This window comes from Streptomyces sp. ISL-43, from assembly GCF_018614195.1.
Taxonomy (GTDB): domain Bacteria; phylum Actinomycetota; class Actinomycetes; order Streptomycetales; family Streptomycetaceae; genus Streptomyces.
This window is the reverse complement of the sequence record NZ_JAGGOT010000048.1, coordinates 17,464-38,208: the sequence shown is the minus strand read 5'-3', so window position 1 is coordinate 38,208 and position 20,745 is coordinate 17,464. Positions and strand designations below refer to the sequence as shown.

The following is a 20,745-nucleotide window of genomic DNA, read 5'->3' as shown; positions in this document are numbered from 1 at the left end:
CAGCCCGCCCCGCTGGAGACAGCAACGCGTACGACGAGGCCGGGCAGAGCCGAGGGGGGCTGCCCGGCCTCGACACATCCACGGTCCACCACGGGAGGCGCGTCATGTCGCGTCGTCTGATGGGCGCGGCGATCGCCGCGCTCACCCTCACCCTCGCTCTGCCGTCGCCGTCGGGGGCCCAAGAGGCTCCGGTGCTTCGCGATCTCGGGGCCGCCCGGGGCGTCTTCGCCGGTACGGCGGTGACGTCGGGCAAGCTCGGCGGCGGCTACGCGACGGTGGCCGGGACGCAGTTCGGCTCGGTCACCCCCGGCAACGAGATGAAGTGGGCCTCGGTGGAGCCGCAGCGCGGCACCTTCCAATGGGGTGGCGCGGACACCGTCGTGAAGCTGGAACGCCAGAAGGCCGACTACCGGTCCGTGACGGCTGCCTGCGTGGCCGTCACCCGCTGCCGAGGACTCACGGCATGGGGCTTCACGGACTCCGACTCCTGGATCGCCGACTTCTTCCCGGGCCAGGGAGCGGCCACCCCCTACGACGGCGACCTCCGGCCGAAGCCCGCGTACTACGGCATCGCGGAGGCGCTGGGATGGGCGGCTCCGGCCGGAAGCTGCGCGGTGACGTACCGGGTGGACAGCCAGTGGGATACCGGCTTCGCGGCGTCGGTCACGGTGCGCAACACCGGCTCGACGCCCATCGACGGCTGGCGTCTGGCCTGGTCCTTCCCCGACGGCCGCCGCGTCAGCCAGTCCTGGAACGCCACCGTGACCCAGACGGGCGCCGCGGCGGCAGCCGTGAACGCGTCGCACAATGCCGCGGTCCCGCCCGGCGGCTCGGTCTCGTTCGGCTTCCCCGGGACCCGTTCCCCGCAGGAGACCGCCACGCCCGACGGCTTCGTGCTCAACGGGGAGGAGGGCTGGACGGCCTGGGCGACGGGACTGCGGAGCGGGCGGCCGGGAGTCCGGTGAAGTAGCTCGAGTCCTTGGGGCGGGCGGGGCCATGGCTGGTGGGGCGGGGGGCCGGCTCCAGGTGGGGTATGTACTTGGAGCAGTGGATGTAGGCCTCTTCGATGCTCAGTTGGACCCACATCTCAGGACTGCGCCCAGGCGCGACGTCGGTGGGCAGACCGGGATGGAGGGAGCGTAGGCCCGTGTCGGTGTAGAGCCGGGCCACGCCGTTGACGTGAAGGCCCACGTGGTCATGGGTGAAGTCCACGAACAGCATGCCGAGGTGGGGGTTCTCCGTCATGTTGCCGGCGCTGGCGAGCACGCCGTTCCCGCGGAACTCGGGGTAGGCGAGCGTGCGGTCGTCGATCACGTGGACGAATCCTGGCGGCCCCGCCCGGAAGCTGGCATCACATTCCCCATGGGAGTCGGCGGTGGCCAGGAAGACCATGGCCTGACGGCCGATGAAGTCCCGCATCTCGGGTGTGAGGCCGGGGCGCACCTGCTGGTCGTAGAACCGGGCGGCGCGCTCGGCGGTGCCCAGTTGCTGCTGCAGCTGGTGTTCTCCTGCTGATCCGAAGGGCAGCGGGGGCGGCAAGGTCACGGGCGTTCTCCTGGCAGGACGAGCGGCGCTTGACTCAGGGAAAGGACAGGACGGGCGTCTCGAACGGGTCGTGGTGGATGCGGTCGGGCATGGTGCCGCCGAGCGTGAGCGTTTCGCTGGCGGAGACGACCATCGGGGCCGGGCCGCTGAGATAGACGTCGTGCTGGTACCACGGCCCGTACTCGGCCAGCACCTCCGGCAGAGACCCCCGGATTCCGGGGATGTACTCGTGGGAGATCGCGCCCCTGATGGTCAGCCAGTGGTGCCGCTGTGCCATCCGGAGCATGTCGTCCACCCCGTACAGCTCGGCGCCGGTGCGGGCACCGAGGAACAGGTCCACCTGATGGCGCCCGCCGCGACGGGCCACCTCTTCGACGAGTGCGCGGATCGGGGCGAGGCCGGTGCCCCCGGCCACGCAGAGAAGGTCGTTGAAGACGGCGGCATCCAGCACCATGTCCCCCATCGGGGCTCCCAGGTGGACCACGTCGCCCACCACCGCCCGGTTGACCAGGGCGCTGCTGACGGAGCCGCCGGCGACCGCGCGCACGTGGAAGGTGAGGGTGCCGTCCTCGCGGGGCGCGTTGGCGGGGGAGTAGTAGCGCCAATGCTTCGGCCACCACGGGGTCTCGACGCTCACGTACTGTCCGGCGGCGTACTCGTAGGGCATGTGGGGCCGTACGGTGATCTCGGCGATGCCGTGTCCGCGCGAGACGCGGTGCACGACCGTGGCGGGCCACACGGCGGGCCGTGCCGCCTCGTCCTGCTCGGCAGCGCTGATCATGACCCCGGCGACCGCGCCGTACGCCTTGGTCCAGGCGGCGGCGATGTCCTCGGTCCACGCGGGGCCGGCGAACCGGGCCAGAGAGGCGAGGAGGCACTCGCCCACGGCCGGGAAGTGCGCGCTGAGCGTGCCGAACTTGCGGTGGTCGCGTCCGAGGTGCCCGCAGAAGCGCACCAGGCTCTCGGGGTCGTCGACCAGGTCCACGATGCGCAGCAGCGCGCGGAGCAGGCGGCCGCGCTGGGAGTCCATCCCCGGCGGGAACATCGGACGGACCTCGGGGTAGCGGGTGAACAGGATCGCGTAGAAGTAGACGGTCATTTCCGCGGCGAGTGGTTCCACCACCGCCACGGAGGCGCGGATGAGTCCTATCTCGCGGGCCGAGAGAGGTGCCTCCACGACCTCCGGCTCGACGGTATGGACGGCGGGGGCGGGCGCCGGGTCCTGCGGAGTCGGGAGTGCGGAGGTTCGGCCTGAGCGATTGATCCGGAATCTCAACGGACCAGCGCTCCTCCCTTGGCTATTCGAGGTGGCTTCCCGTCGGCGGACCGTGGGGCGGCATCGGTCACCGGGCCACGCCCCCGAAGCGCGGTACGGGCGGCGTCTTCAGCACATCGTCGCTTCACGAGAGCGGTGATCGGGACGTCGAATGTGGCGATCATGAGTCCTCGTCGGGGGTCGGGAACACCGAAACGGATCAAGCGGTTCCGGACGCTACATGACCATGGAGGTGACTCAAAAGTAGCTAAGGGGTATGACCGGCATGACCGATTCCGCCCCAGGTCGGTATTTGCGATAAGCAGTGATTCACGACTTCCGGCGCCGGATATCGGCGCCCGGATCCAGGAACTCGCTCCGGTACCCGTCGCCTATCGGTCAGGCCACCCGCTTCGCCGGGCGGCCGCGCCGCTTCCGGGCGTAGACCAGGAAGCCGGCGAAGGCCGCCACCGAGGCGATCGCACCCGCCAGGGTAGCGCCGCGGAACCACGGCGCTTCCACGTCCATGACCCGCTGCCCGGCGTGTGCCGCGCTGCCACCGCCGGCCACGACGCTCAACGTCCACAGGTTCGGCAGGGCGAGGAGTACGGCCAGGGCCAGCCAGCCGGCCGTGACCTTCCAGGGCCGCCGCTTGCGCAGACCGATCCAGGCCACCATCAGCGGCAGCAGCGTGCAGGCGGTCCCGAAGACCAGCCCGAGCACGAGCCCGGTGCCCAGATGGCCGTCCACCGCCGCCCCCACCCGCTGGGACCACCAGCGCGGGACGGTTGCGGCCAGGATGAAGTAGGCCGCGACGAGCGCGACCAGCGCCCCGCCGCCGAGCAGCACGCGCCTGCGCCGGCCGGGACGACCGGCGCAGGCGGCGCCCGTCTCCTGTGGCGTCATGATCCGATGCTGGCACCGGATCGCCCCGCGCGCAGTCCGAGGGTCCTGATCCCCCGCTGCCCGGGATGGCAGGTGTTGTTCCGGGTGCCCGGCGAGGCCGCCCCTTACGGTGGGTTTCGTGACGGAACGCGTGGCGGACGCCATGGGCACGGAGACGGCCGCGGCCCAGCTCAAGGAGCGGCTCTACGCGACGATCACCATGATCTCCGTCGTCATCGGGCTCGCGGGCAGCGGCCATGTCGACGCCCTCGGAGCCGCGGCCACGGTCGTGACCGCCTCGGTGGGCCTGTGGCTGGCCGCACTGGTCGCCGATCAGCAGGCCCACCGCGTGACGCACGGCGCTCTCGCCCGGGGACGGGAACTGCGCGCGATGCTCTACGTCAGCAGCCCGCTGCTGCTGTCCGCGGTGGGCCCGCTCGTTTTGGTCGGCGTCTCGGCACTGGGGGCGATGGGCCTGGAGACTGCCCTGCTCACGGCGGCCGGGGTCAACGTCGCCACCCTGTTCGCGTGGGGTTGCTACGGCGGGATCCGTATGGGCGGAGGGACCGTCTTCGCGCTGCTCGCCGGCGCGATCGACGCGGCGATCGGCACGGCGGTCGCGGTTGTCAAGGCCGCCGCCGGACACTGAGTCGGCACTTCCCCGTCAGGTGCGGTTCAGGGGCAGGCCGAGGTGGGTGATGGTCATGGTCTGGTCGGTGATGGCGACGTCGGTGTCGGTGAACCGGGCGGACTTGAGCCGGTCGCGGACGAGGGCGCGCAGAGCGGGGTGGTAGGAGTCGAGGTCGTCGAGGACGGCCTGCGGAACTTCGATGGTGCCGTAGAAACTCCTCGGTTGGGAGGTGAGCCCCGGGGCCTGGGGGGTCTGGCGCAGACCGTCGACCGTATGCAGAGTGAGCTGGAGCTTCTGGTCTCCCGCCTGCAGGATCAGGGGTGTGGCCGCGACGGCGACGTCGAATTCGTTGACGCGGGCGGTCACTTGGCCGAGCGTGCCGCTGTAGTGGTACGGCGAGGGCGGCGCGAGGGTGTCGGTGGATCGGTCGGCCGGCGTGTTCTGAAGGACGTGGCCTTCGAAGGCCTCGCCGGTGGAGGTGAAGGTCCACTGGGACGCGGTGAGGGCTTTGCTCCAGTAGCCGGTGTGGCCGTGGTCGCTGCCCTCGACGCGGAGTTCGCGGGCGTCCGATCCGACGCCGGTCTTGTGGATCGAGATCCGGTCGGTGACCTGTCCGGGGATCTTGGGCTGACGGATCCAGTCAGGGGCGGGCAGCTGGATCTTCGGGAAGGCCGCGTCGCGCTGGTCCTGGTAGGAGTAGCTGAAGAAGACCTTGTCGGAGCCGGCGATGTCGAAGTCGTAGAGGCGGGTGTACATGTCGCCGTAGCGGTTGATGACGAACGAGGTGCAGGCGGCGATGGACAGTGCCGCGGCCTGGAAGCGTCCGCGCAGCGGGGTGGCCATCTCGTAGCTGTGGTCGGCGGGGAGCCAGGGGTCGACCCAGGTGATGCGGCTGCCGTCGTCGCTGAGCGCGAAGACGTGGGAGACCTTGGCACCGCCCGCCGGGTGGTCGTTGCCCGCGGTGTCGCGCCACACCTTGTCCTCGCCGGGAGACAGGACCGACCAGGTCCAGCGGGCCGACCGGTAGGGGACCGTGTTGCCGCCACCCAGCCACAGTGGGGCCCCGTAGCGGTGCGTCCAGTTCCACGTCCAGGGCGCGTTGAGGGCGTGGTCCATGGTGTAGACACGCGATCCTGGACGCGGGCTTCATGTGCCACTTCGGTGTGGTCGTCGACGGCCACCCCGTGGTCGTCCCCACCGTCTACGGGAGCGACGGCCGGAACCTCTACTTCCACGGGTCTGTGGCCAGCCGGAGCCTGGTCGCCTCACCTGAGGCGACGGTGTGCGTGACCGTGACGCACGTGGACGGCCTCGTCCTGGCACGGTCGGTGTTCGAACACGGCGTCAACTACCGCAGCGCGATGATCTACGGCGTCCCGCGTCTGGTCACGGACGAGGAGGAGAAGCTGGAGGGGCTGCGCTGCCTGACCGAGCAGGCCGCACCCGGACAGTGGGACTACGCACGACAGCCGAACGCCAAGGAGATGGCGGCGACCACGCTGCTCTCCATGTCGCTCGAGGAGGCGTCGGTCAAGATGAGCACCGGCGGCCCGGAGGACGGCGACGGCCCCGACGCCGCTCTCGGAATCTGGGCCGGAGTCCTCCCCTTGGTCGCCACCTGGGGCGAGCCGGAAGCCGACCCCCTCCTCGCGGACGGCGTCGAACCACCCGCGCACGTCACCGCCCGGAGCAACACCCGGGCATTCGGGACGCGGTAGAGCGCACCGGTCGCAGGCACCGTGAGAGCGCGGTCGGGGGCCGGGGCGCCCACGCGGCGGCCGCTTGCGTGATCAGTACCGCTGGGCTTTCGCGATCCGCGGTGTCAGGTTCAAGTCGGCCGGCTTGCGGCTGATGGCGAGGGGCTGGACCAGCCTGCCGGGCGCGAGGTCCTCCCCTCCGACGATCCTGCTCTCCACGACCTTCCCGGCGGCATCCGTGAAGTCCACTTGGACGGCGTACGACGCCTTCTTGTCCGTACGGTTGGTGATGCTCACGATGACCGCCAGAAGTCCTCCGGTCTCGGCCCTCGGCTTGCCCCGCAGTGAGACATCGGCCCCCGCATTGCCACCGCCCGACACCTTTGCCAGCTCCGCGGCAGCCGCCTCGTTCGCCCGCAGGGTCTCGGCCGACACGGAAGCCTCGAAAGCGGAAGCGGCGGCAGACGCGGACGAGGCCGCGGCCGACGCCGACGCGAGTGCGGACGCCGCGGCCGAACTCATCGGGGCAGGCGGCAGGCCGGAGAAGGAAGCCGTGTCAGGTGGCGTCGGCCGGGGACTGAACGTCCTGGTCGACTGCTCCCCCTCACCCGTACTGCACGACGCCAGTACGGCCACCCCTGAAACCATGGTGACCAGCGTCAACGCGACAGCCGTCACTCCCCGCCCAGCCGGTGAGTGCTTCCCGGACACGGTCATGAGGCTTCCTCCCGTGCTGACGAGCCGACGTCGGCATCACCTCATGCTCGATTCCGTCCTCGCCTGCCGCGACCGGAGTGGACCGAGCGGGGTTGCCGGGGGCTGACAGGCGCTGCGCCGCATGGTCCGGGCCTCGTTCGACCCCGACGACCCCTGCCGCGCCCGCAAGGCCTGACCGGGAGAAGGCCTCGCGCACCTACAGCAGGGAACCGGCGAGCTGCTCGGCCAGCTCGGTCTCCTCCGCGTCTGCGAGCGAGGTCTTCAACACCGTGCCACCGTGCTGCCGCATGGCATCGGCGAACCTGTCCTCCGACACCATCAGGCCCATGATCGCCACGGCCGCCGACCCGGGCTTGAGGAGATCTTGGACGCGTCGGCGGAATTCCTCGTCGACACCGGATTTGCCGAGCTTCCCCAGCAGTCCGCCGACCGCTGCGCCGGCCACGAGCCCGACGCCGGGCAGGAGGAACAGAACGCCGAAGACGATGCCCCACACCGCCCCCGCCGCAGCCGACGGACCGATGAGGCGGCTCGGCGTGTCCACGTGCGTCTCGCCCTGCGCGTCCACCGACACCACCGCGAGCCCGCTCGCGCTGATGACGCGATCCCGGTGAAGCCCCCGCACCGTGGTGTAGGCCCGCCGGGCCGTCTCGGGATCGTCGTACCCGATCACCAGCAGCTCCGACATGAACGCCTCCCGGTTGGCGACAGGACCTCAACGCACGCTAAGTCTTCGCGGTGGCTTCGGCATCCCGCCACCGCCGCGCGCGCCGAACGACGAGCCGGGCGCCGGCTCCCCAGCACTCGGTGATGCGGAGGGGTTCGTAGGCGCCGCAGGCCGGAATGCCGATGGAGGGACGCCGTGACACGCTGAAACAGGGGATCCCGCCGGTCCCGGCACGCCAGGCCGGCTCTGCAACCCTTGGAGATCGAAATGGCCAGTGACGCCAGCCGACCCCGAGCAAGCGACGCACACCCGGGTCCCTGGCATGCGCCCACATCCGGTACCACCGTCCTGGCGGCAGCCTTGATGATCTTCGGTGGAGTGATGGCGATCTTCGAAGGGATCGCGGCCATCGCCAAGGACGACTTGTTCCTCGCGACGCGCCACTACGTGTTCGAGTTCAGCCTGGCGGGCTGGGGCTGGGTACACCTCATCCTGGGCATCGTCCTCGTCCTCGCCGGCTGCGCCGTCATCGGCGGAGCCCTGTGGGCACGCTTCTTCGGTGTCGCCGTCGCCGGGCTGGGCGCGATCGCCAACTTCCTGTGGGTGCCGTACTACCCCCTGTGGGCCCTGGTGCTGGTCGCGGTCAACATCTTCATCGTCTGGGCGCTGTGCACGGGTATGCACCGGGAGGCGGACGCGGGACCGACCGCCTGACCGGGCCGTGCTTCGCCGCCTGCGTCCTGAGGGGCCTGTGGACTACTGACCGGACATGCGAATCGTTGTAGGCTCCGGAGACCGCCCTTGACCTGCAGCGAGCAGGCAGGGAGCAGACATTCCGGGAGTTTTCCGATGCTTCGTACCATGTTCAAGTCCAAGATCCACCGGGCCACTGTCACCCAGGCCGACCTGCACTACGTCGGGTCCGTGACCGTCGACGCCGATCTGCTCGACGCGGCGGACCTGCTGCCCGGGGAGCTCGTGCACATCGTGGACATCACCAACGGCGCCCGCCTGGAGACGTACGTCATCGAGGGCGAGCGGGGCTCGGGGGTCATCGGGATCAACGGGGCCGCCGCGCATCTCGTGCACCCCGGGGACCTGGTCATCCTCATCAGCTACGCGCAGGTCGAGGACGCCGAGGCGCGGGTGCTGAAGCCGCGCGTCGTGCACGTCGACGGGGACAATCGCATCGTCGAGCTGGGCGCGGATCCGTCCGCCCCGGTTCCGGGAACGGACCAGGAGCGCAGCCCCCACGCGGTGGCTGTCTGAGGGGAGTCGGGGACCATGCCGCAGGTCGAGTCGATCGCGTTCGTCGACGATCGGAAGTCCGGGAGGCTGCTGGCCGTCGAGGACGGGGCGGTGGTCGGATTCATCGCCTACTTCGTGCTCGCCGAGGCGCCCCACGCGCTCGTGGCGGTCCACACCGTCGTCGAGCCGGGGCACGAGGGCCGCGGGATCGCCGGGAACCTGGTGAAGACCTTCTACGGGATCGCGGCCGGCGAGGGCGTGCCGGTGGTCCCGCTGTGCCCCTATGCCGCGAGCTGGGCGGCCAAACACCCCGAGCAGGCGCCCGAAGCGCCGGCCGGGGTCGTCGCGGCCGCCAAGGCGCAGCTGGACTCGGACTCCGACCTGTGGTGAGGCCGTCCGCGCCGGCGCTGACCCTGCTGCACACCTCGCCCGTGCACGTCCCGGTCTTCGAGGACCTGCGCGAGCGGCACCATCCGGGCGCGGTCCTACGCCACCTCGTGGTGCCGGAGCTGCTGGAGCGGGCCCGGGCCCGGGGCCCCGAGTCGCAGGCTCCGGCCGTGCGGGAACTGCTCGAAGGCTCCGCGGGCCCCGTCCTGGTCACCTGCTCGACCATCGGGGCCGTCGGCGAGGCCCTGGCCCTGGACCTGGGCGTCCCGGTGCTGCGCGTGGACCGCCCGATGGCGGCCGACGCGGTCCGTACGGGGCCGCGGATCGCCGTACTGGCCACGGTGGAGTCGACGCTCGCCCCGACGGTGGAGCTGCTGGAGGAGGAGGCCGCCAAGGCCGGCCGGCCGGTGTCGGTGCGCACCCGGCTGGTCGAGGGGGCGTGGGACCGCTTCGCGGCGGGTGACGACGCCGGCTCCCTCGGCCTCGTGGCCGCCTCGGCGGACGCCCTCACCGACGTGGACGTCATCGTCCTCGCCCAGGTCTCCATGACCGGCGCGGCGGCCCTGGTCACGACCTCGACGCCGGTCCTGTCCAGCCCCGCTTCCGGCCTCGCGGCCGCCCTCGGAGAGTAGCCCGGCGGGCGGCAGGGCCGGGACGGAGGCAGGGTGGAGGTATGACACAGCCCCCCGTCCCCGGTCCGGCCCCGGTGCCGAATCCGTTCCCCGACCCCGGGCCGCTGCCCAGGCCCGAGCCGCCCACGCCGGGTCCGGTACCCGAGCCCGATCCCGTTCCGCCGCCGCCCGGGCCCGCGCCGATGCCGGGGCCCGAGCCGATGAGCTGAGCTCGGCTGTCGGACCGCCGTCTCGTCGCCGCGCCACCGCCGGCGCGGCGGCCCCTGTCCGCGTGCCGCCGCGCCGCCGAAGGCTCCCGCGCGCGTCAGGCCGTACGGACCTCTGAGCGGTCACCGCTCCACAGGGTGTGGTACGAACCCTCGCGGTCGGTCCGCCGGTAGGTGTGCGCCCCGAAGAAGTCGCGCTGGCCCTGGGTCAGGGCCGCCGGCAGCCGCTCCGAGCGCAGGGCGTCGTAGTACGCCAGCGAGGCCGCGAAGGCCGGTACCGGAATGCCCTGGCGGACGGCCGCCACCAGCACCTCGCGCCAGCCCTCCTGGGCGGCCCCGATCTCCTCGGCGAACCCGGCGTCGGCCAGCAGGCTCGGCAGCTCCGGCCGGGCGTCGTACGCGGCGCGGATCCGGTCCAGGAACGCGGCCCGGATGATGCAGCCGCCGCGCCACAGGGAGGCCACGGCGCCCAGGTCCACGCCCCAGCCGTACTCCTCGCTGCCGGCCTGGATCTGGTGGAAGCCCTGGGTGTACGAGACGATCTTCGAGGCGTACAGCGCCTGCTCGACCTGGGCGGCGAAGGCGGCCGCGGCCTCGGGGGAGAGCGGCTCGGCCTTCGGGCCGGCCAGGCCCCGGGCGGCCGTACGCAGTTCGCCGTGGCCCGAAACCGCGCGGGCGAAGACCGCCTCGGCGATGCCCGACACCGGAACGCCCAGGTCGAGGGCGATCTGAACGGTCCAGCGTCCGGTGCCCTTCTGCTCGGCGGCGTCGGCTACGACGTCCACGTACGGCAGTCCGGTCGCGGCGTCGGTGTGGGCGAGCACCTCGGCGGTGATCTCGATCAGGTACGAGTCCAGCCGGCCCTCGTTCCAGGCGCGGAAGGTCTCGGCGATCTTCGCGGGGGAGTAGCCGGCGACCTCGCGCAGCAAGTGGTAGGCCTCGGCGATGAGCTGCATGTCGGCGTACTCGATGCCGTTGTGGACCATCTTGACGAAGTGGCCGGCGCCGTCGGGGCCCACGTGCGAGGTGCAGGGCGTACCGTCGGCGGCCTTCGCGGAGATCTTCTCCAGCAGCGGGCCGAGCGAGGCGTACGACTCCTCGGAGCCGCCGGGCATGATGCTCGGCCCGAGCAGCGCGCCCTCCTCGCCGCCCGAGATACCGACGCCCACGAAGTGCAGGCCCTGCTCGCGCAGCTCCTTCTCGCGTCGCCGGGTGTCCTCGAAGTGGGCGTTGCCGCCGTCGATGATGACGTCGCCCGGCTCCAGCAGTGGAGCGAACTCGCGGATCACGGCGTCGGTCGGCTCGCCGGCCTTCACCATGATGATCAGACGGCGCGGACGCTCCAGCGCGTCCACGAACTCCTTGGCGGACTCGGCGGGCACGAAGGCGCCCTCGTGCCCGAACTCCTCCACCAGCGCCGTGGTCTTGGCGGCGGTGCGGTTGTGGACGGCCACGGTGAATCCGTTGCGGGCGAAGTTCCGGGCGAGGTTGCTGCCCATCACCGCGAGACCGGTGACGCCGATCTGGGCCGTGCTGCTGCTCATGGGGTGCGCTCCTGAGTGCGTCGGTGCTGCTCTTCGGTGCTGCTTCGGTACTGCTTCCGTAATGCCTGCATGGTGCCCGGGCGGTGCTCGCATGGTGCTGCGACGTGCGGACGAAGGCAGGAAAACGACGCTACATCGGTGGAGATCCTTATAGCCCCCCTACCTTTGGCGGGGAATCAACTTCCGCTCGAGCGCCTCTTGTTGTGGGCCTTGTCATGCTCCGGTCGCGGCGTTAAGTTGTGCGGTTCCTGACGTCTTCAGTGGGGGACCCATGGGTGTACGGGGCCGGCACCGCCGGTATCAGCCGAGCAGCATCAACCGGGCCTCGCTGGCGGTCACCGCCGGTGGTGCCGGGATCGCGCTCCCCCTGATCGGCGCCGGGGCCGCGCACGCCGCCTCGGCGGACACCTGGAACAAGGTCGCCGCCTGCGAGTCCACGAGCAACTGGCACATCAACACCGGCAACGGCTACTACGGCGGGCTCCAGTTCAGCCAAAGCACCTGGCGCGCCTTCGGCGGCACCGCCTACGCCGCCCGCGCGGACCTGGCGACCAGGGAACAGCAGATCGCGGTCGCCGAGAAGGTACTGAAGGGGCAGGGCCCGCAGGCCTGGCCGGCCTGCGGGAAGCAGGCCGGACTGAGCCGCAGCGGACCGGCCCCGGCCCTCGGCGGCCAGGCCGGGGCAGCCACCCCGGTGCGGCAGACGCAGGCGCAGCTCCAGGAGAAGAAGGCGGCCGCACCGCAGAGCACGCCGCCGAAGTCCGCGCCCCGCCCGACCGGGACCTCGGTCCTGCCCAACCCCTATGTCGTCGCGCCCGGGGACTCGCTCTCGGCGATCGCCGCCGAGCAGCACGTCGAGGGCGGCTGGCAGGCGCTGTACGAAACCAACCGGGCCACCGTGGGCGGCGATCCGGACCTCATCTTCCCGGGGCAGCGGCTCACCCTGCGCGTGACCACCGCGCCGCCCGTGCCGCCCGTCCAGAACCCGGAGAAGCCGCCGCGCACGGCGGAACCGGTCAAGCCCGTGGCCCCGGCGGCGGAGAAGCCGGCCGAGAAGCCCGCCGCGAAACCGGCCGAGAAGCCCGCCGTGAAGCCGGTCGAGAAGCCGGTCGAGAAGCCGAAGGCGCAGCCCGCCTCCTCGCAGCAGGAGTCCGCCGCGGGAGGGTTCTCCGCTCCCGTCGACGCCGGTCTCGGCACCGCCTACCGCGTATCCGGCTCCTCCTGGTCCAGCGGCTACCACACCGGTGTCGACTTCCCGGTATCCACCGGGACCTCCGTCAAGTCCGTCGCCACCGGCGAGGTCGTCTCAGCGGGCTGGGCCGGTGCGTACGGCTATCAGGTCGTCATCCGCCACTCCGACGGCCGGTACTCCCAGTACGCGCACCTGTCGGCCCTCGCCGTCAAGGCCGGTTCGCAGGTCTCCGGCGGGCAGCGCATCGGCCGCTCCGGCTCGACCGGCAACACGACCGGGCCGCACCTGCACTTCGAGGTGCGCACGGGACCCGGCTACGGCTCCGACATCGATCCGCTGAAGTACCTGCGCGCCCACGGCGTCGACATCTGACGCCGGAGCCGGAGCCGGAGCCGAAACCGGAGCCGGGGTCGAAGCCGGAGTCGAAGCGGAGGCCTCAGCCGCGGCCCGAGCCCCGGCTGAGGCCTGCGCGGGTTCCGACGGTATGTGGTCCCGCCCGTTCCGGGGCGCGATGGTGAGCAGGACGAGCCCGGTCCCCGCCAGCGCGGCGCTCGCCAGCGCCGCGGCGGTGCCGGCCGCCCCGTACCGGAAGCCCTCGTCGAACAGTGCGATGCCGACCGCCGCGGCGACCACCGGATTGGCCACCGTCACGGTGGCCAGCGGCGCCGTCAGCCCGGCGCCCCGGTAGGCCGCCTGCGACAGCAGCAGTCCGGTGCCTGCGAGCGCGGCGACCGAGGTCAGCTCCGGCCACAGCGAGACCAGCGCGTCGGGGGCGAAACCCTCGGCCACCGACTTCGTGAACACCGAGGCCATGCCGAAGGCCGCACCGGCGGCCGTGGCCAGCAGCACGCTGCGCGCGGCGGCCCGCCGCATCCGCCGCGCGGCCAGGAACAGCACCGTCACCGCGGTCCCGGTCGCGGCCAGCAGCATGCTCTGCTCGGCGCCGGACAAGGACTGCTCGGCCCGGCCGCCCCCGCCCGTCAGGGCCAGCAGCCCGGCCAGCCCGACCGTGGCCAGCAGGGCCCCGCGCCAGGCCGCGCCGCTCGCCCGGCGCCCGACGAACAAGGCGGCCATCGGCAGCGCGAAGACGATGGTGAGGGCCCCGAGCGGCTGGACGAGGCTCAGCGGCCCGTACGCCAGTGCCACGACGTGCAGGAGCGCGCCGAAGCTGTTCAGGGCGATGGCGACGTACCAGCCGGCCTGACGCACCGGGGCGTAGGGCCGGCCCGTCGTGGCGGACGCGACCCGCTCCTGGACGATCGCCCCGCCCGCGTAGGCCACCGCGGACACCAGGCAGAGCAGGACCGAAAGGGCAAGGGCACTCATGAAATCCACAATGCCCGACCGGCGGGAGCTATTCCTCCCCCTACAGACCCCTACATTCGGTCACGCGTCAGGCGTGAGGAGTAGTCCGTACGCAGTACACGGGAGCAGGTTTGTCTTCCGGGACGGGGGATCCGTACACTAGCCCTTTTGAGGACTTCCGCAGCAGGCGGACGCGGACGAGTGATCAAGGAACGGCAGCGGGCATGACGGTGACCGAAGACAGCCAGGACCACGTGCACGGCTACGGGCCGGGCATCGACCCCGACCGGCTGGCCCTCTGCCTCAGCGTGCTCGACGAGCTCGACAAACTCGATGTCGACCACCCGGACGCCATCACCGTACGCCGCGCCACCGCCGGCCTCTACCGGACGGTCAAGCAGCGCCGCCGCCAGGACCGCCGCGCCGCCAAGACCGCCAACGACAAGGCCGTCACCGAGGCGACCGCGACCGGTTCCGCCGAGCGCATCGACGACGAGACCCAGGGCAACGCCCTGACCGCCGCCGCCAAGGGCCCGATCGCCGGAATACTGCAGCGCCCGCGCTCCTGCTACATCTGCAAGACGCGCTACGTCGAGGTCGACGCCTTCTACCACCAGCTCTGCCAGGACTGCGCCGCCTTCAACCACGCGCGCCGCGACGCCCGCACCGACCTGACCGGCCGGCGCGCCCTGCTCACCGGCGGCCGCGCCAAGATCGGCATGTACATCGCGCTGCGGCTGCTGCGCGACGGCGCGCACACCACCATCACCACGCGCTTCCCCGGTGACGCGATCCGCCGCTTCAAGGCGATGCCCGACAGCTCCGAGTGGCTGCACCGCCTGAAGATCGTCGGCATCGACCTGCGCGACCCGGCCCAGGTCGTCGCGCTGGCCGACTCGGTCGCCGCCGAGGGCCCGCTCGACATCCTGATCAACAACGCCGCGCAGACCGTACGCCGCTCCCCGGGCGCCTACAGCGAGCTCGTCGCCGCCGAGGGCGCCCCGCTGCCGGCCGGCGAGCTGCCCGCCGCCGAGGTCATCGGCACCTTCGGCAGCGGCACCGTCGACCGCGTCGCCGCCCTGCCCACCGGCAAGGGGGAGAAGCTCAGCGCCCAGGACATCACCGAGCTGGCGCTCGTCTCCGGGTCCGCCTCCCTGGAGCGGATCGCCGCCGGCACCGCGATCGACGCGGGCGGCCTGGTCCCCGACCTGCACGACACCAACAGCTGGATCCAGACGGTGTCCGAGGTGGACCCGATCGAGCTGCTCGAAGTGCAGCTGTGCAACTCCACCGCGCCGTTCATCCTGATCAGCAAGCTGCGCCCGGCGATGGCGGCGGCCGAGGCCGGCCGCAGGTACGTGGTCAACGTCTCCGCCATGGAGGGTGTCTTCAGCCGCGGCTACAAGGGCGCCGGCCACCCGCACACCAACATGGCCAAGGCCGCGCTGAACATGCTGACGCGCACCAGCGCCCAGGAGATGTTCCAGAAGGACCAGATCCTGATGACCGCCGTCGACACCGGCTGGATCACCGACGAGCGCCCGCACCCCGACAAGATCCGCCTCGCCGAGGAGGGCTTCCACGCCCCGCTCGACCTGGTCGACGGCGCGGCCCGGGTCTACGACCCGATCGTGCGCGGCGAGGCCGGCGAGGACCTGTTCGGCGTCTTCCTGAAGGACTACGCGCCCGCCAACTGGTAGGCCGCCCGTCCCCACCCGGTCCCCTTCGCGCCCCCGGCCCCTCTTCCGAGAGGGCCCGGGGGCGCGCCCCGTTCACCCCGTTCGGTCGTACGCCCCCGCCGCGACCAGTTCCAGCACCGGGCGCCAGTCCTCCAGCACGCCCGCTCCCGGGCCCGGGCTCCGGCCGGCGTCGACCGCCAGCCTCAGGGCCTCGACGTCGGTTCCGGCATCGGCGCCGGCGCCCGCCTCCGCCGCCGGACCGGCGCCCGCCGCGCACAGCCGTACCAGCCGGGCCACCCGCTCGCCCAGGAGCGGGCGGAGCGCCCGCGCCGTAGGCCCGGGCCGGCCCAGACCGTGCAGCAGGCCCGCGACCTGGAGCTCCTTGTCGTACGGGTGCGAGCGGCGCAGCGACGCCGCCGTCCGCAGCCCGTGGCCCGCCGCCGGGTGGCCGGCGAGCAGCAGATCCAGCAGTTCCCCGACGCTTCGTACGACCGCCGGCACCTCGGACCCCGCCACTGACGCTCCCCTCGTCGCCCGTCCGCATTCACCCGAACGGCGCCGTCGAGCAGATCAGCCGCCGGTGACGTGCTGAGGTGTGAGTACTGAACTCGGGGAGAAAACAAGTGGTCCGGAGTGGATTTTACCTTTCCATCGAGCGGGGGTCCGCTCATATGTGTACTCTGATCCGCATGAGAGCCCCACCCGGGCACTCGCTCCACCAAGGCGCCACCGCGTCCGGAATCCCTTTATTCCTGTACCGGCTCGCGGTCCCGCCCGCCGGGTTACGCGACACAAAGGAGTGCGCGGTGACACCAGAACTGACGAAGACCGACCAGGTGCCGATGGAAGGTACGGGGTCGCGGAACAGTAAGCGCCCCGAGACGCTCGGCAACCTGGAGGTCTGGGCCCGGTCCGCCCCGATCCGCCTCGCGGGCTACGAGGACGACCTCGCGGAGCCGCACATCCTGCCCGGCATCGACTAGGACCCACGGCACATCCGAGCCCCCGCGCCGACGACCGGCGACGGGGGCTCGGAAGTTCCCCGAAGCCGTACGCCGTCGGCGTCATCGCTGTGGGCGATCAAGGGTTCCGCCCGCCCCCGGCGCGGGGCACGCTGATCGGCATGAAGCTGCTGATGTTGGGTGGAACCGAATTCGTCGGGCGCGCGATCACCGAAGACGCCCTGGACCGCGGGTGGGAGGTGACCGTCTTCCACCGCGGTCACCACGCGCCCCCGCCGGGCACCAAGGCCCTGCACGGGGACCGCACCGCCCCCGGCGGCCTGGACGCCCTCGCCGAGGGGGAGTGGGACCTCGTCGTCGACACCTGGGGCGGCGCCCCCACCGCCGTGCGCGACAGCGCCCGGCTGCTCGCCGGCCGGACCGGCCGGTACGCGTACATGTCCAGCCGCTCCGTGTACACCTACCCGGCCCCGGCCGGGCTGGCGGAGGACGGCCCGCTGGTCGAGGGCTCGCCCGACGCCGACACCGTGGCGTACGCGCAGGACAAGCGCGGCGGCGAGATGGCGGCCGTGGAAGCCTTCGGTGACCGCGCCCTGCTGGTCCGCGCCGGGCTCATCATCGGCCCCTACGAGAACGTCGGCCGGCTGCCCTGGTGGCTGAACCGCACCGCGCGGGGCGGCCCCACGCTCGCCCCCGGCCGGCCCGGTCTCCCGCTCCAGTACGTCGACGTCCGCGACCTCGCGCACTGGACCCTGGACGCGGCCGAAGCCGGGCACGGCGGCCCGTACAACGTGGTCTCCCCGACCGGCCACGCCACGATGGGCGGTCTCCTCGCCGCCTGCGCGGCGGTGACCGGCGGTGGAGCGGAGTTCCACTGGACCGGCCAGGACCGGATCGAGGAGGCCGGCGTGGAACCCTGGACCGAGCTGCCGATCTGGCTCCCCGAGGGCGAGATGCACGACTTCATGTTCGGCGGCGACGTCACCAAGGCGCTCGCGGCAGGACTGAAGTGCCGGCCGGTCGAGGAGACCGTCGCCGACACCTGGACCTGGCTCCAGGGACTGGGCGGGGTGGCCCCGCAGCGCTCCGACCGGCCGTCCAAGCGCATATCGCCGGAGCAGGAGGCCGCGCTACTCGGGCTCTGAGGACTCCGGCCACCGGCCACGGGAATCGGATGAGGCCGCGAGCCGGGTCGGCGGCATGTACTCGCGCACCAGTGTGCGGTGCCACCACGCCCCGGTCTCGCGGAGCTCCCGCCAGGTCGTGAACCGGTAGCGGTACAGCCGCGCCCGGACGTAGCGCGGCGGGGCGTCCGGGAAGGGGTTGTACCGGATCAGCCGCAGCGTGTCCCGGTCGCCCGCCAGCAGCCGTTCCACGAACGGCCCGAACCAGTCCCGCGCGTAGCCGGGGGAGAGCGCCGCGAACCACATCAGCCAGTCCAGGCGCAGGTGGTACGGGGCGAACTGGCGCGGCGTGCGGCGCACGTCGCCCGGCTTTCCCTTGAACCCGTACTCCCGCCACGCGCCGTCCTCGGAAGGCGTCCGGTCGGCGGTGCCCTCCACGACCACCTCGTCGCGGATCCGCCCCACCGTGCCGAACGCCCCGTAGGTGTTGACCAGGTGGAGGGAGTCGAAGGACCGGTTCATCACCTGGCCGCGCGAGAGCATGTTGGCCACCGGATGCCGGCTCAGCACCAGCACCAGCGCGGTCAGCGCGCACACCAGGACCACGTACCAGATCGGCCCCGCCCGGGAGGCGGCCTCCGGCGGCGTTCCCGCGTTCGCGCCGAGCCCCGGGATCCAGGAGAACCGGGTGAAGTCGACGGCCGGGACGGCGAGCACGATCGTCAGCCAGTTCAGCCAGGCGAAGTTCCCGGACAGCACCAGCCACAGCTGCGTCGCCACGATCACCAGGGCCGCGTACGAGGCCACCGGCTGCGGGGCGAACAGCAGCACCGGGACGATCAGCTGGGTCACGTGGTTGGCGGCGCACTCCACCCGGTGCAGCGGTTTCGGCAGATGGTGGAAGAACCAGCTCAGCGGCCCGGGCATCGGCTGCGTCTCGTGATGGAAGTACAGGCAGGTGAGCTTGCGCCAGCAGGCGTCGCCCCGCATCTTGATCAGTCCCGCGCCGAACTCCACCCGGAAGACCACCCAGCGCAGCAGCCACAGCACCAGGACCGGCGGCCCGGCTCTCGCGTTGCCGAGGAAGACGGCCAGGAAGCCGACCTCCAGCAGCAGCGACTCCCAGCCGAAGGAGTACCAGGTCTGCCCCACGTTCACGATGGACAGGTAGAGCAGCCACAGCAGCGCCCACATCGCCATCGCCGCGCCGAGCGGCACGGCGTCCCCGGCCCCCGCGGCGAGCGCCGCCGCGAGCACCGCCCCCGTCCAGGCGCAGACGGCGAAGAACCGGTCGGAGTAGTGGAGTTGGAACAGGCTCGGGGCACGGCGAAACGGCACGTACCGCACGTACCGCGGCACGGGCAGCATGCCGTGCGCCCCGATCAGTGCCCGGAACTGCAGGGCGGCCCCGGCGAAGGCGACGAGGTAGACACCGGCCAGGGCCCTCTGGAAGATCAGCCGCCCCAGCCAGTATCCGGGCGCCGTGAACCAGTCCATCCCCTCCAGTATCCGGCCGGGCGGGCGCCCACGGCGAGCCTGCGGACGTAGCGGCCGAGCCGGCGGGCGTAGCGCAGCTGGAGGAAGGGGATCACCGGACCCCCGATCCGGGTGTACCAGCTCCCCGGGCGGCTGAAGGCGGTGACCTCGAACCACACCGAGCCGTCCTCCTCCATGTCCACCACGAAGGACTCCTCGCCGCTCTCGGGGTGCCCGGTCAGCGTCCCGTAGGCGAAACCGACCCGCCGGGGCTCGTACGCCGTCCAGATCACCTCGCAGGGGGCGTCGATCCACAGGGGGCCGACGCCGATCCCGACCACGACCCGGTCGCCCGGCCGGACGGGGCCGGCTCCGGCCGTGACGAGCATGCCCGAGCTGCGGTGCGCGCGGAAGGTGGTGACGGCGGCTCCGGCGGCTTCGAGGACGGCCCGCCCGGATCCGATCCGGGTGCGGTGGTGGGTGAGGTTGTACCCGGCGGGCAGCGGCCGGCGGGCCGTGGCGCCCCGGTCGGGGTAGTTGAAGGTGCTGCGGCCCTCGCTGATGAGGCGGGTCATGACGGGGTCTCCGTTCGGGCGGGCCGGCCGGTCCGCCCGGCGTGCCGGGAAAGGAGGGCGGCGGGTTCGGGGGGTCCGGCCGGATCGGCGGCGAGCCGGCGCCAGGCCAGCAGCGAGCACAGGGCGAACCCGAGGGCGTTGCCGAGGCCGTGGGTCGCGGCCATCCAGGTCAAGGTGGGGTGCGCGATCCCGGTGGCCTCGCCGAGCGCCCACCACAGGGCGAGCAGCATGGTGGCCACCAGGACGGCGGCCGAGGTCGCGAGCAGCGCCGCGGTGACTCGGTCCCGGTCGCGGACGGCGGGGCGGACGTCCCGCCAGGTCAGCAGGGCCACGGCCCACATACCGCCGGTCAGCGTCACCGCGCCCGCCAGCTCCGCCCAGTCGTCGACGAAGTAGCCGAGGAGCACGAGCAGGGTGCCGGCCGGGACGCTGTACGCCGCCCAGCGCGCGAGGGCTGCGGACGCGGCGGGTCCGGACGTCCCGGGTGCGCCGGCCCCGGGCGGGCAGGCCCGGCAGACCAGGCCCGCGACCAGGGCGGCCGCGAACCCGGCGAAGTGGAAGTGCGGCACGGTCAGCGCCAGGATGTCGAGGTCGAAGCCGAAGAGCCGGTATCCGGCGCGTTCGGCGACCAGGGCCGTCCCGGCGACCGAGGGGGCGGCCAGCGCGGTGAGCACGGCGACCTCGGCGGGCCCGGGCCCGGTGGAACCCCGGGCCGGATTCCGGGTGAGGGCCCGGGACAGCCGGGCCGCCGCCGCGGCCGCGAGGGCCAGGGTGGCCGCCGCGTAGAGTGCCGCGAGGACGGTGGCCGGGGCGCCGCGCGGCAGCCAGAGGCACACCGCCCCGGGGGTCGCGAAGGCCGGCCAGAGCCGCGCCGTCCGGCGCAGCCGGACCGGATCGATCAGGCGCAGGCCGGCCGGGACCACGTAGAGCATGCCCAGGGTGACGATCAGGTTCACCAGTACCGTCACCGCGGACTCCCCTCCGACGACGAACGCTTTGAACGCGTTCAATCCACGCT

Annotated in this window: 21 protein-coding genes and 2 pseudogenes; 11 read left to right on the top strand and 12 right to left on the bottom strand. The window is 72.2% G+C overall.

Going from position 1 to position 20,745, the window contains the following annotated elements; all coding sequences use genetic code 11:
• The first annotated feature begins 104 nt into the window (after positions 1-104).
• Positions 105-965: a cellulose binding domain-containing protein gene (locus tag J7F03_RS26450; protein WP_251072521.1), complete on the top strand. Its 861-nt coding sequence runs from the start codon at positions 105-107 to the stop codon at positions 963-965.
• Here the strand turns inward: J7F03_RS26450 and J7F03_RS26445 are convergent.
• The 3 genes from J7F03_RS26445 to J7F03_RS26435 all read right to left on the bottom strand — a co-directional run bounded on the left by J7F03_RS26445 (position 898) and on the right by J7F03_RS26435 (position 3,706).
• Entirely contained in the window at positions 898-1,545 is a 648-nt protein-coding gene (locus J7F03_RS26445; protein WP_214953690.1) for a pyridoxamine 5'-phosphate oxidase family protein, read from the bottom strand. The genes J7F03_RS26450 and J7F03_RS26445 overlap by 68 nt on opposite strands.
• Before the next feature lie 34 nt (positions 1,546-1,579).
• A complete protein-coding gene (locus J7F03_RS26440) occupies positions 1,580-2,722 on the bottom strand; it encodes a globin domain-containing protein (RefSeq protein ID WP_308379972.1) in 1,143 nt (380 codons plus the stop codon).
• 477 nt (positions 2,723-3,199) lie between these two features.
• A complete protein-coding gene (locus J7F03_RS26435) occupies positions 3,200-3,706 on the bottom strand; it encodes a hypothetical protein (protein ID WP_214953686.1) in 507 nt (168 codons plus the stop codon).
• A 118-nt stretch (positions 3,707-3,824) separates the two neighbouring features.
• Between J7F03_RS26435 and J7F03_RS26430 the strand changes: the two genes are divergently transcribed.
• Positions 3,825-4,334: a hypothetical protein gene (locus J7F03_RS26430; protein ID WP_308379971.1), complete on the top strand. Its 510-nt coding sequence runs from the start codon at positions 3,825-3,827 to the stop codon at positions 4,332-4,334.
• A gap of 15 nt (positions 4,335-4,349) precedes the next feature.
• Here J7F03_RS26430 and J7F03_RS26425 read toward each other — a convergent pair whose 3' ends face one another.
• Positions 4,350-5,432, bottom strand: coding sequence for a hypothetical protein (locus J7F03_RS26425; RefSeq protein WP_214953684.1), 1,083 nt, complete (start codon positions 5,430-5,432; stop codon positions 4,350-4,352).
• 11 nt (positions 5,433-5,443) lie between these two features.
• Here J7F03_RS26425 and J7F03_RS26420 point away from each other — a divergent pair.
• Positions 5,444-6,034: pseudogene (locus tag J7F03_RS26420) on the top strand (pyridoxamine 5'-phosphate oxidase family protein); the annotation flags it as partial.
• A gap of 72 nt (positions 6,035-6,106) precedes the next feature.
• On the opposite strand, the gene J7F03_RS26415 reads toward J7F03_RS26420, so the two are convergent.
• Complete coding sequence (locus J7F03_RS26415) at positions 6,107-6,535, bottom strand: hypothetical protein (protein ID WP_374104396.1); 429 nt, start codon at positions 6,533-6,535, stop codon at positions 6,107-6,109.
• A 391-nt stretch (positions 6,536-6,926) separates the two neighbouring features.
• The gene (locus J7F03_RS26410) at positions 6,927-7,418 is read right to left on the bottom strand and encodes a DUF1269 domain-containing protein (protein ID WP_214953678.1); all 492 of its coding nucleotides are present in this window, start codon (positions 7,416-7,418) and stop codon (positions 6,927-6,929) included.
• Positions 7,419-7,664: 246 nt separating this feature from the next.
• Between J7F03_RS26410 and J7F03_RS26405 the strand changes: the two genes are divergently transcribed.
• The 4 genes from J7F03_RS26405 to J7F03_RS26390 all read left to right on the top strand — a co-directional run bounded on the left by J7F03_RS26405 (position 7,665) and on the right by J7F03_RS26390 (position 9,664).
• Entirely contained in the window at positions 7,665-8,111 is a 447-nt protein-coding gene (locus J7F03_RS26405; RefSeq protein WP_214953676.1) for a hypothetical protein, read from the top strand.
• A gap of 135 nt (positions 8,112-8,246) precedes the next feature.
• A complete protein-coding gene (panD, locus tag J7F03_RS26400; protein WP_214953674.1) occupies positions 8,247-8,666 on the top strand; it encodes an aspartate 1-decarboxylase in 420 nt (139 codons plus the stop codon).
• Positions 8,667-8,681: 15 nt separating this feature from the next.
• Positions 8,682-9,035, top strand: a complete 354-nt coding sequence (locus J7F03_RS26395; RefSeq protein ID WP_214953672.1) for a GNAT family N-acetyltransferase — start codon at positions 8,682-8,684, stop codon at positions 9,033-9,035.
• The gene (locus J7F03_RS26390; RefSeq protein ID WP_308379970.1) at positions 9,029-9,664 is read left to right on the top strand and encodes an arylsulfatase; all 636 of its coding nucleotides are present in this window, start codon (positions 9,029-9,031) and stop codon (positions 9,662-9,664) included. The genes J7F03_RS26395 and J7F03_RS26390 overlap by 7 nt, the downstream gene beginning before the upstream one ends.
• 304 nt (positions 9,665-9,968) lie before the next feature.
• Here J7F03_RS26390 and gndA read toward each other — a convergent pair whose 3' ends face one another.
• Positions 9,969-11,414, bottom strand: coding sequence for an NADP-dependent phosphogluconate dehydrogenase (gndA, locus tag J7F03_RS26385; RefSeq protein ID WP_214953670.1), 1,446 nt, complete (start codon positions 11,412-11,414; stop codon positions 9,969-9,971).
• Between the two features lie 271 nt (positions 11,415-11,685).
• Between gndA and J7F03_RS26380 the strand changes: the two genes are divergently transcribed.
• A complete protein-coding gene (locus J7F03_RS26380) occupies positions 11,686-12,978 on the top strand; it encodes a transglycosylase family protein (RefSeq protein ID WP_214953668.1) in 1,293 nt (430 codons plus the stop codon).
• A 231-nt stretch (positions 12,979-13,209) separates the two neighbouring features.
• Here J7F03_RS26380 and J7F03_RS26375 read toward each other — a convergent pair.
• Positions 13,210-13,932, bottom strand: a pseudogene (locus tag J7F03_RS26375) (DMT family transporter); the annotation flags it as partial.
• A gap of 203 nt (positions 13,933-14,135) precedes the next feature.
• Here J7F03_RS26375 and J7F03_RS26370 point away from each other — a divergent pair.
• A complete protein-coding gene (locus J7F03_RS26370) occupies positions 14,136-15,611 on the top strand; it encodes an SDR family oxidoreductase (protein ID WP_214953666.1) in 1,476 nt (491 codons plus the stop codon).
• 72 nt (positions 15,612-15,683) lie between these two features.
• On the opposite strand, the gene J7F03_RS26365 is transcribed toward J7F03_RS26370, so the two are convergent.
• The gene (locus J7F03_RS26365; RefSeq protein ID WP_374104395.1) at positions 15,684-16,106 is read right to left on the bottom strand and encodes a hypothetical protein; all 423 of its coding nucleotides are present in this window, start codon (positions 16,104-16,106) and stop codon (positions 15,684-15,686) included.
• Positions 16,107-16,396: 290 nt separating this feature from the next.
• Here J7F03_RS26365 and J7F03_RS26360 point away from each other — a divergent pair, with 290 nt between their 5' ends.
• Both J7F03_RS26360 and J7F03_RS26355 read left to right on the top strand, forming a co-directional pair.
• Entirely contained in the window at positions 16,397-16,573 is a 177-nt protein-coding gene (locus tag J7F03_RS26360) for a hypothetical protein (RefSeq protein ID WP_214953664.1), read from the top strand.
• A gap of 140 nt (positions 16,574-16,713) precedes the next feature.
• Positions 16,714-17,697 carry an NAD-dependent epimerase/dehydratase family protein gene (locus J7F03_RS26355; protein ID WP_214953662.1) on the top strand — a complete coding sequence of 328 codons (984 nt, stop codon included), beginning with the start codon at positions 16,714-16,716 and terminating at the stop codon, positions 17,695-17,697.
• Here the strand turns inward: J7F03_RS26355 and J7F03_RS26350 are convergent.
• Genes J7F03_RS26350 through J7F03_RS26340 form a run of 3 tightly spaced genes read right to left on the bottom strand, consistent with a single transcriptional unit; the run spans position 17,683 to position 20,695 of the window.
• A complete protein-coding gene (locus J7F03_RS26350) occupies positions 17,683-19,173 on the bottom strand; it encodes a lipase maturation factor family protein (protein ID WP_214953660.1) in 1,491 nt (496 codons plus the stop codon). The genes J7F03_RS26355 and J7F03_RS26350 overlap by 15 nt on opposite strands.
• Entirely contained in the window at positions 19,131-19,727 is a 597-nt protein-coding gene (locus tag J7F03_RS26345) for a DUF1990 family protein (RefSeq protein ID WP_214953658.1), read from the bottom strand. Before J7F03_RS26345 ends, J7F03_RS26350 begins: the two co-directional genes overlap by 43 nt.
• Positions 19,724-20,695 carry a YndJ family protein gene (locus J7F03_RS26340; protein ID WP_214953829.1) on the bottom strand — a complete coding sequence of 324 codons (972 nt, stop codon included), beginning with the start codon at positions 20,693-20,695 and terminating at the stop codon, positions 19,724-19,726. The genes J7F03_RS26345 and J7F03_RS26340 overlap by 4 nt, the downstream gene beginning before the upstream one ends.
• Positions 20,696-20,745: the final 50 nt, after the last annotated feature.

What these genes read in the sequence shown, in the direction of transcription:
- J7F03_RS26355 (WP_214953662.1), top strand. Translation starts at nt 16,714, where the DNA reads ATGAAGCTGCTGATGTTGGGTGGAACCGAATTCGTCGGGCGCGCGATC.
- J7F03_RS26350 (WP_214953660.1), bottom strand. Translation starts at nt 19,173, where the DNA reads ATGGACTGGTTCACGGCGCCCGGATACTGGCTGGGGCGGCTGATCTTC.
- panD (WP_214953674.1), top strand. Translation starts at nt 8,247, where the DNA reads ATGCTTCGTACCATGTTCAAGTCCAAGATCCACCGGGCCACTGTCACC.
- J7F03_RS26380 (WP_214953668.1), top strand. Translation starts at nt 11,686, where the DNA reads ATGGGTGTACGGGGCCGGCACCGCCGGTATCAGCCGAGCAGCATCAAC.
- J7F03_RS26370 (WP_214953666.1), top strand. Translation starts at nt 14,136, where the DNA reads ATGACGGTGACCGAAGACAGCCAGGACCACGTGCACGGCTACGGGCCG.
- gndA (WP_214953670.1), bottom strand. Translation starts at nt 11,414, where the DNA reads ATGAGCAGCAGCACGGCCCAGATCGGCGTCACCGGTCTCGCGGTGATG.
- J7F03_RS26450 (WP_251072521.1), top strand. Translation starts at nt 105, where the DNA reads ATGTCGCGTCGTCTGATGGGCGCGGCGATCGCCGCGCTCACCCTCACC.
- J7F03_RS26410 (WP_214953678.1), bottom strand. Translation starts at nt 7,418, where the DNA reads ATGTCGGAGCTGCTGGTGATCGGGTACGACGATCCCGAGACGGCCCGG.
- J7F03_RS26415 (WP_374104396.1), bottom strand. Translation starts at nt 6,535, where the DNA reads ATGAGTTCGGCCGCGGCGTCCGCACTCGCGTCGGCGTCGGCCGCGGCC.
- J7F03_RS26435 (WP_214953686.1), bottom strand. Translation starts at nt 3,706, where the DNA reads ATGACGCCACAGGAGACGGGCGCCGCCTGCGCCGGTCGTCCCGGCCGG.
- J7F03_RS26345 (WP_214953658.1), bottom strand. Translation starts at nt 19,727, where the DNA reads ATGACCCGCCTCATCAGCGAGGGCCGCAGCACCTTCAACTACCCCGAC.
- J7F03_RS26425 (WP_214953684.1), bottom strand. Translation starts at nt 5,432, where the DNA reads ATGGACCACGCCCTCAACGCGCCCTGGACGTGGAACTGGACGCACCGC.
- J7F03_RS26395 (WP_214953672.1), top strand. Translation starts at nt 8,682, where the DNA reads ATGCCGCAGGTCGAGTCGATCGCGTTCGTCGACGATCGGAAGTCCGGG.
- J7F03_RS26405 (WP_214953676.1), top strand. Translation starts at nt 7,665, where the DNA reads ATGGCCAGTGACGCCAGCCGACCCCGAGCAAGCGACGCACACCCGGGT.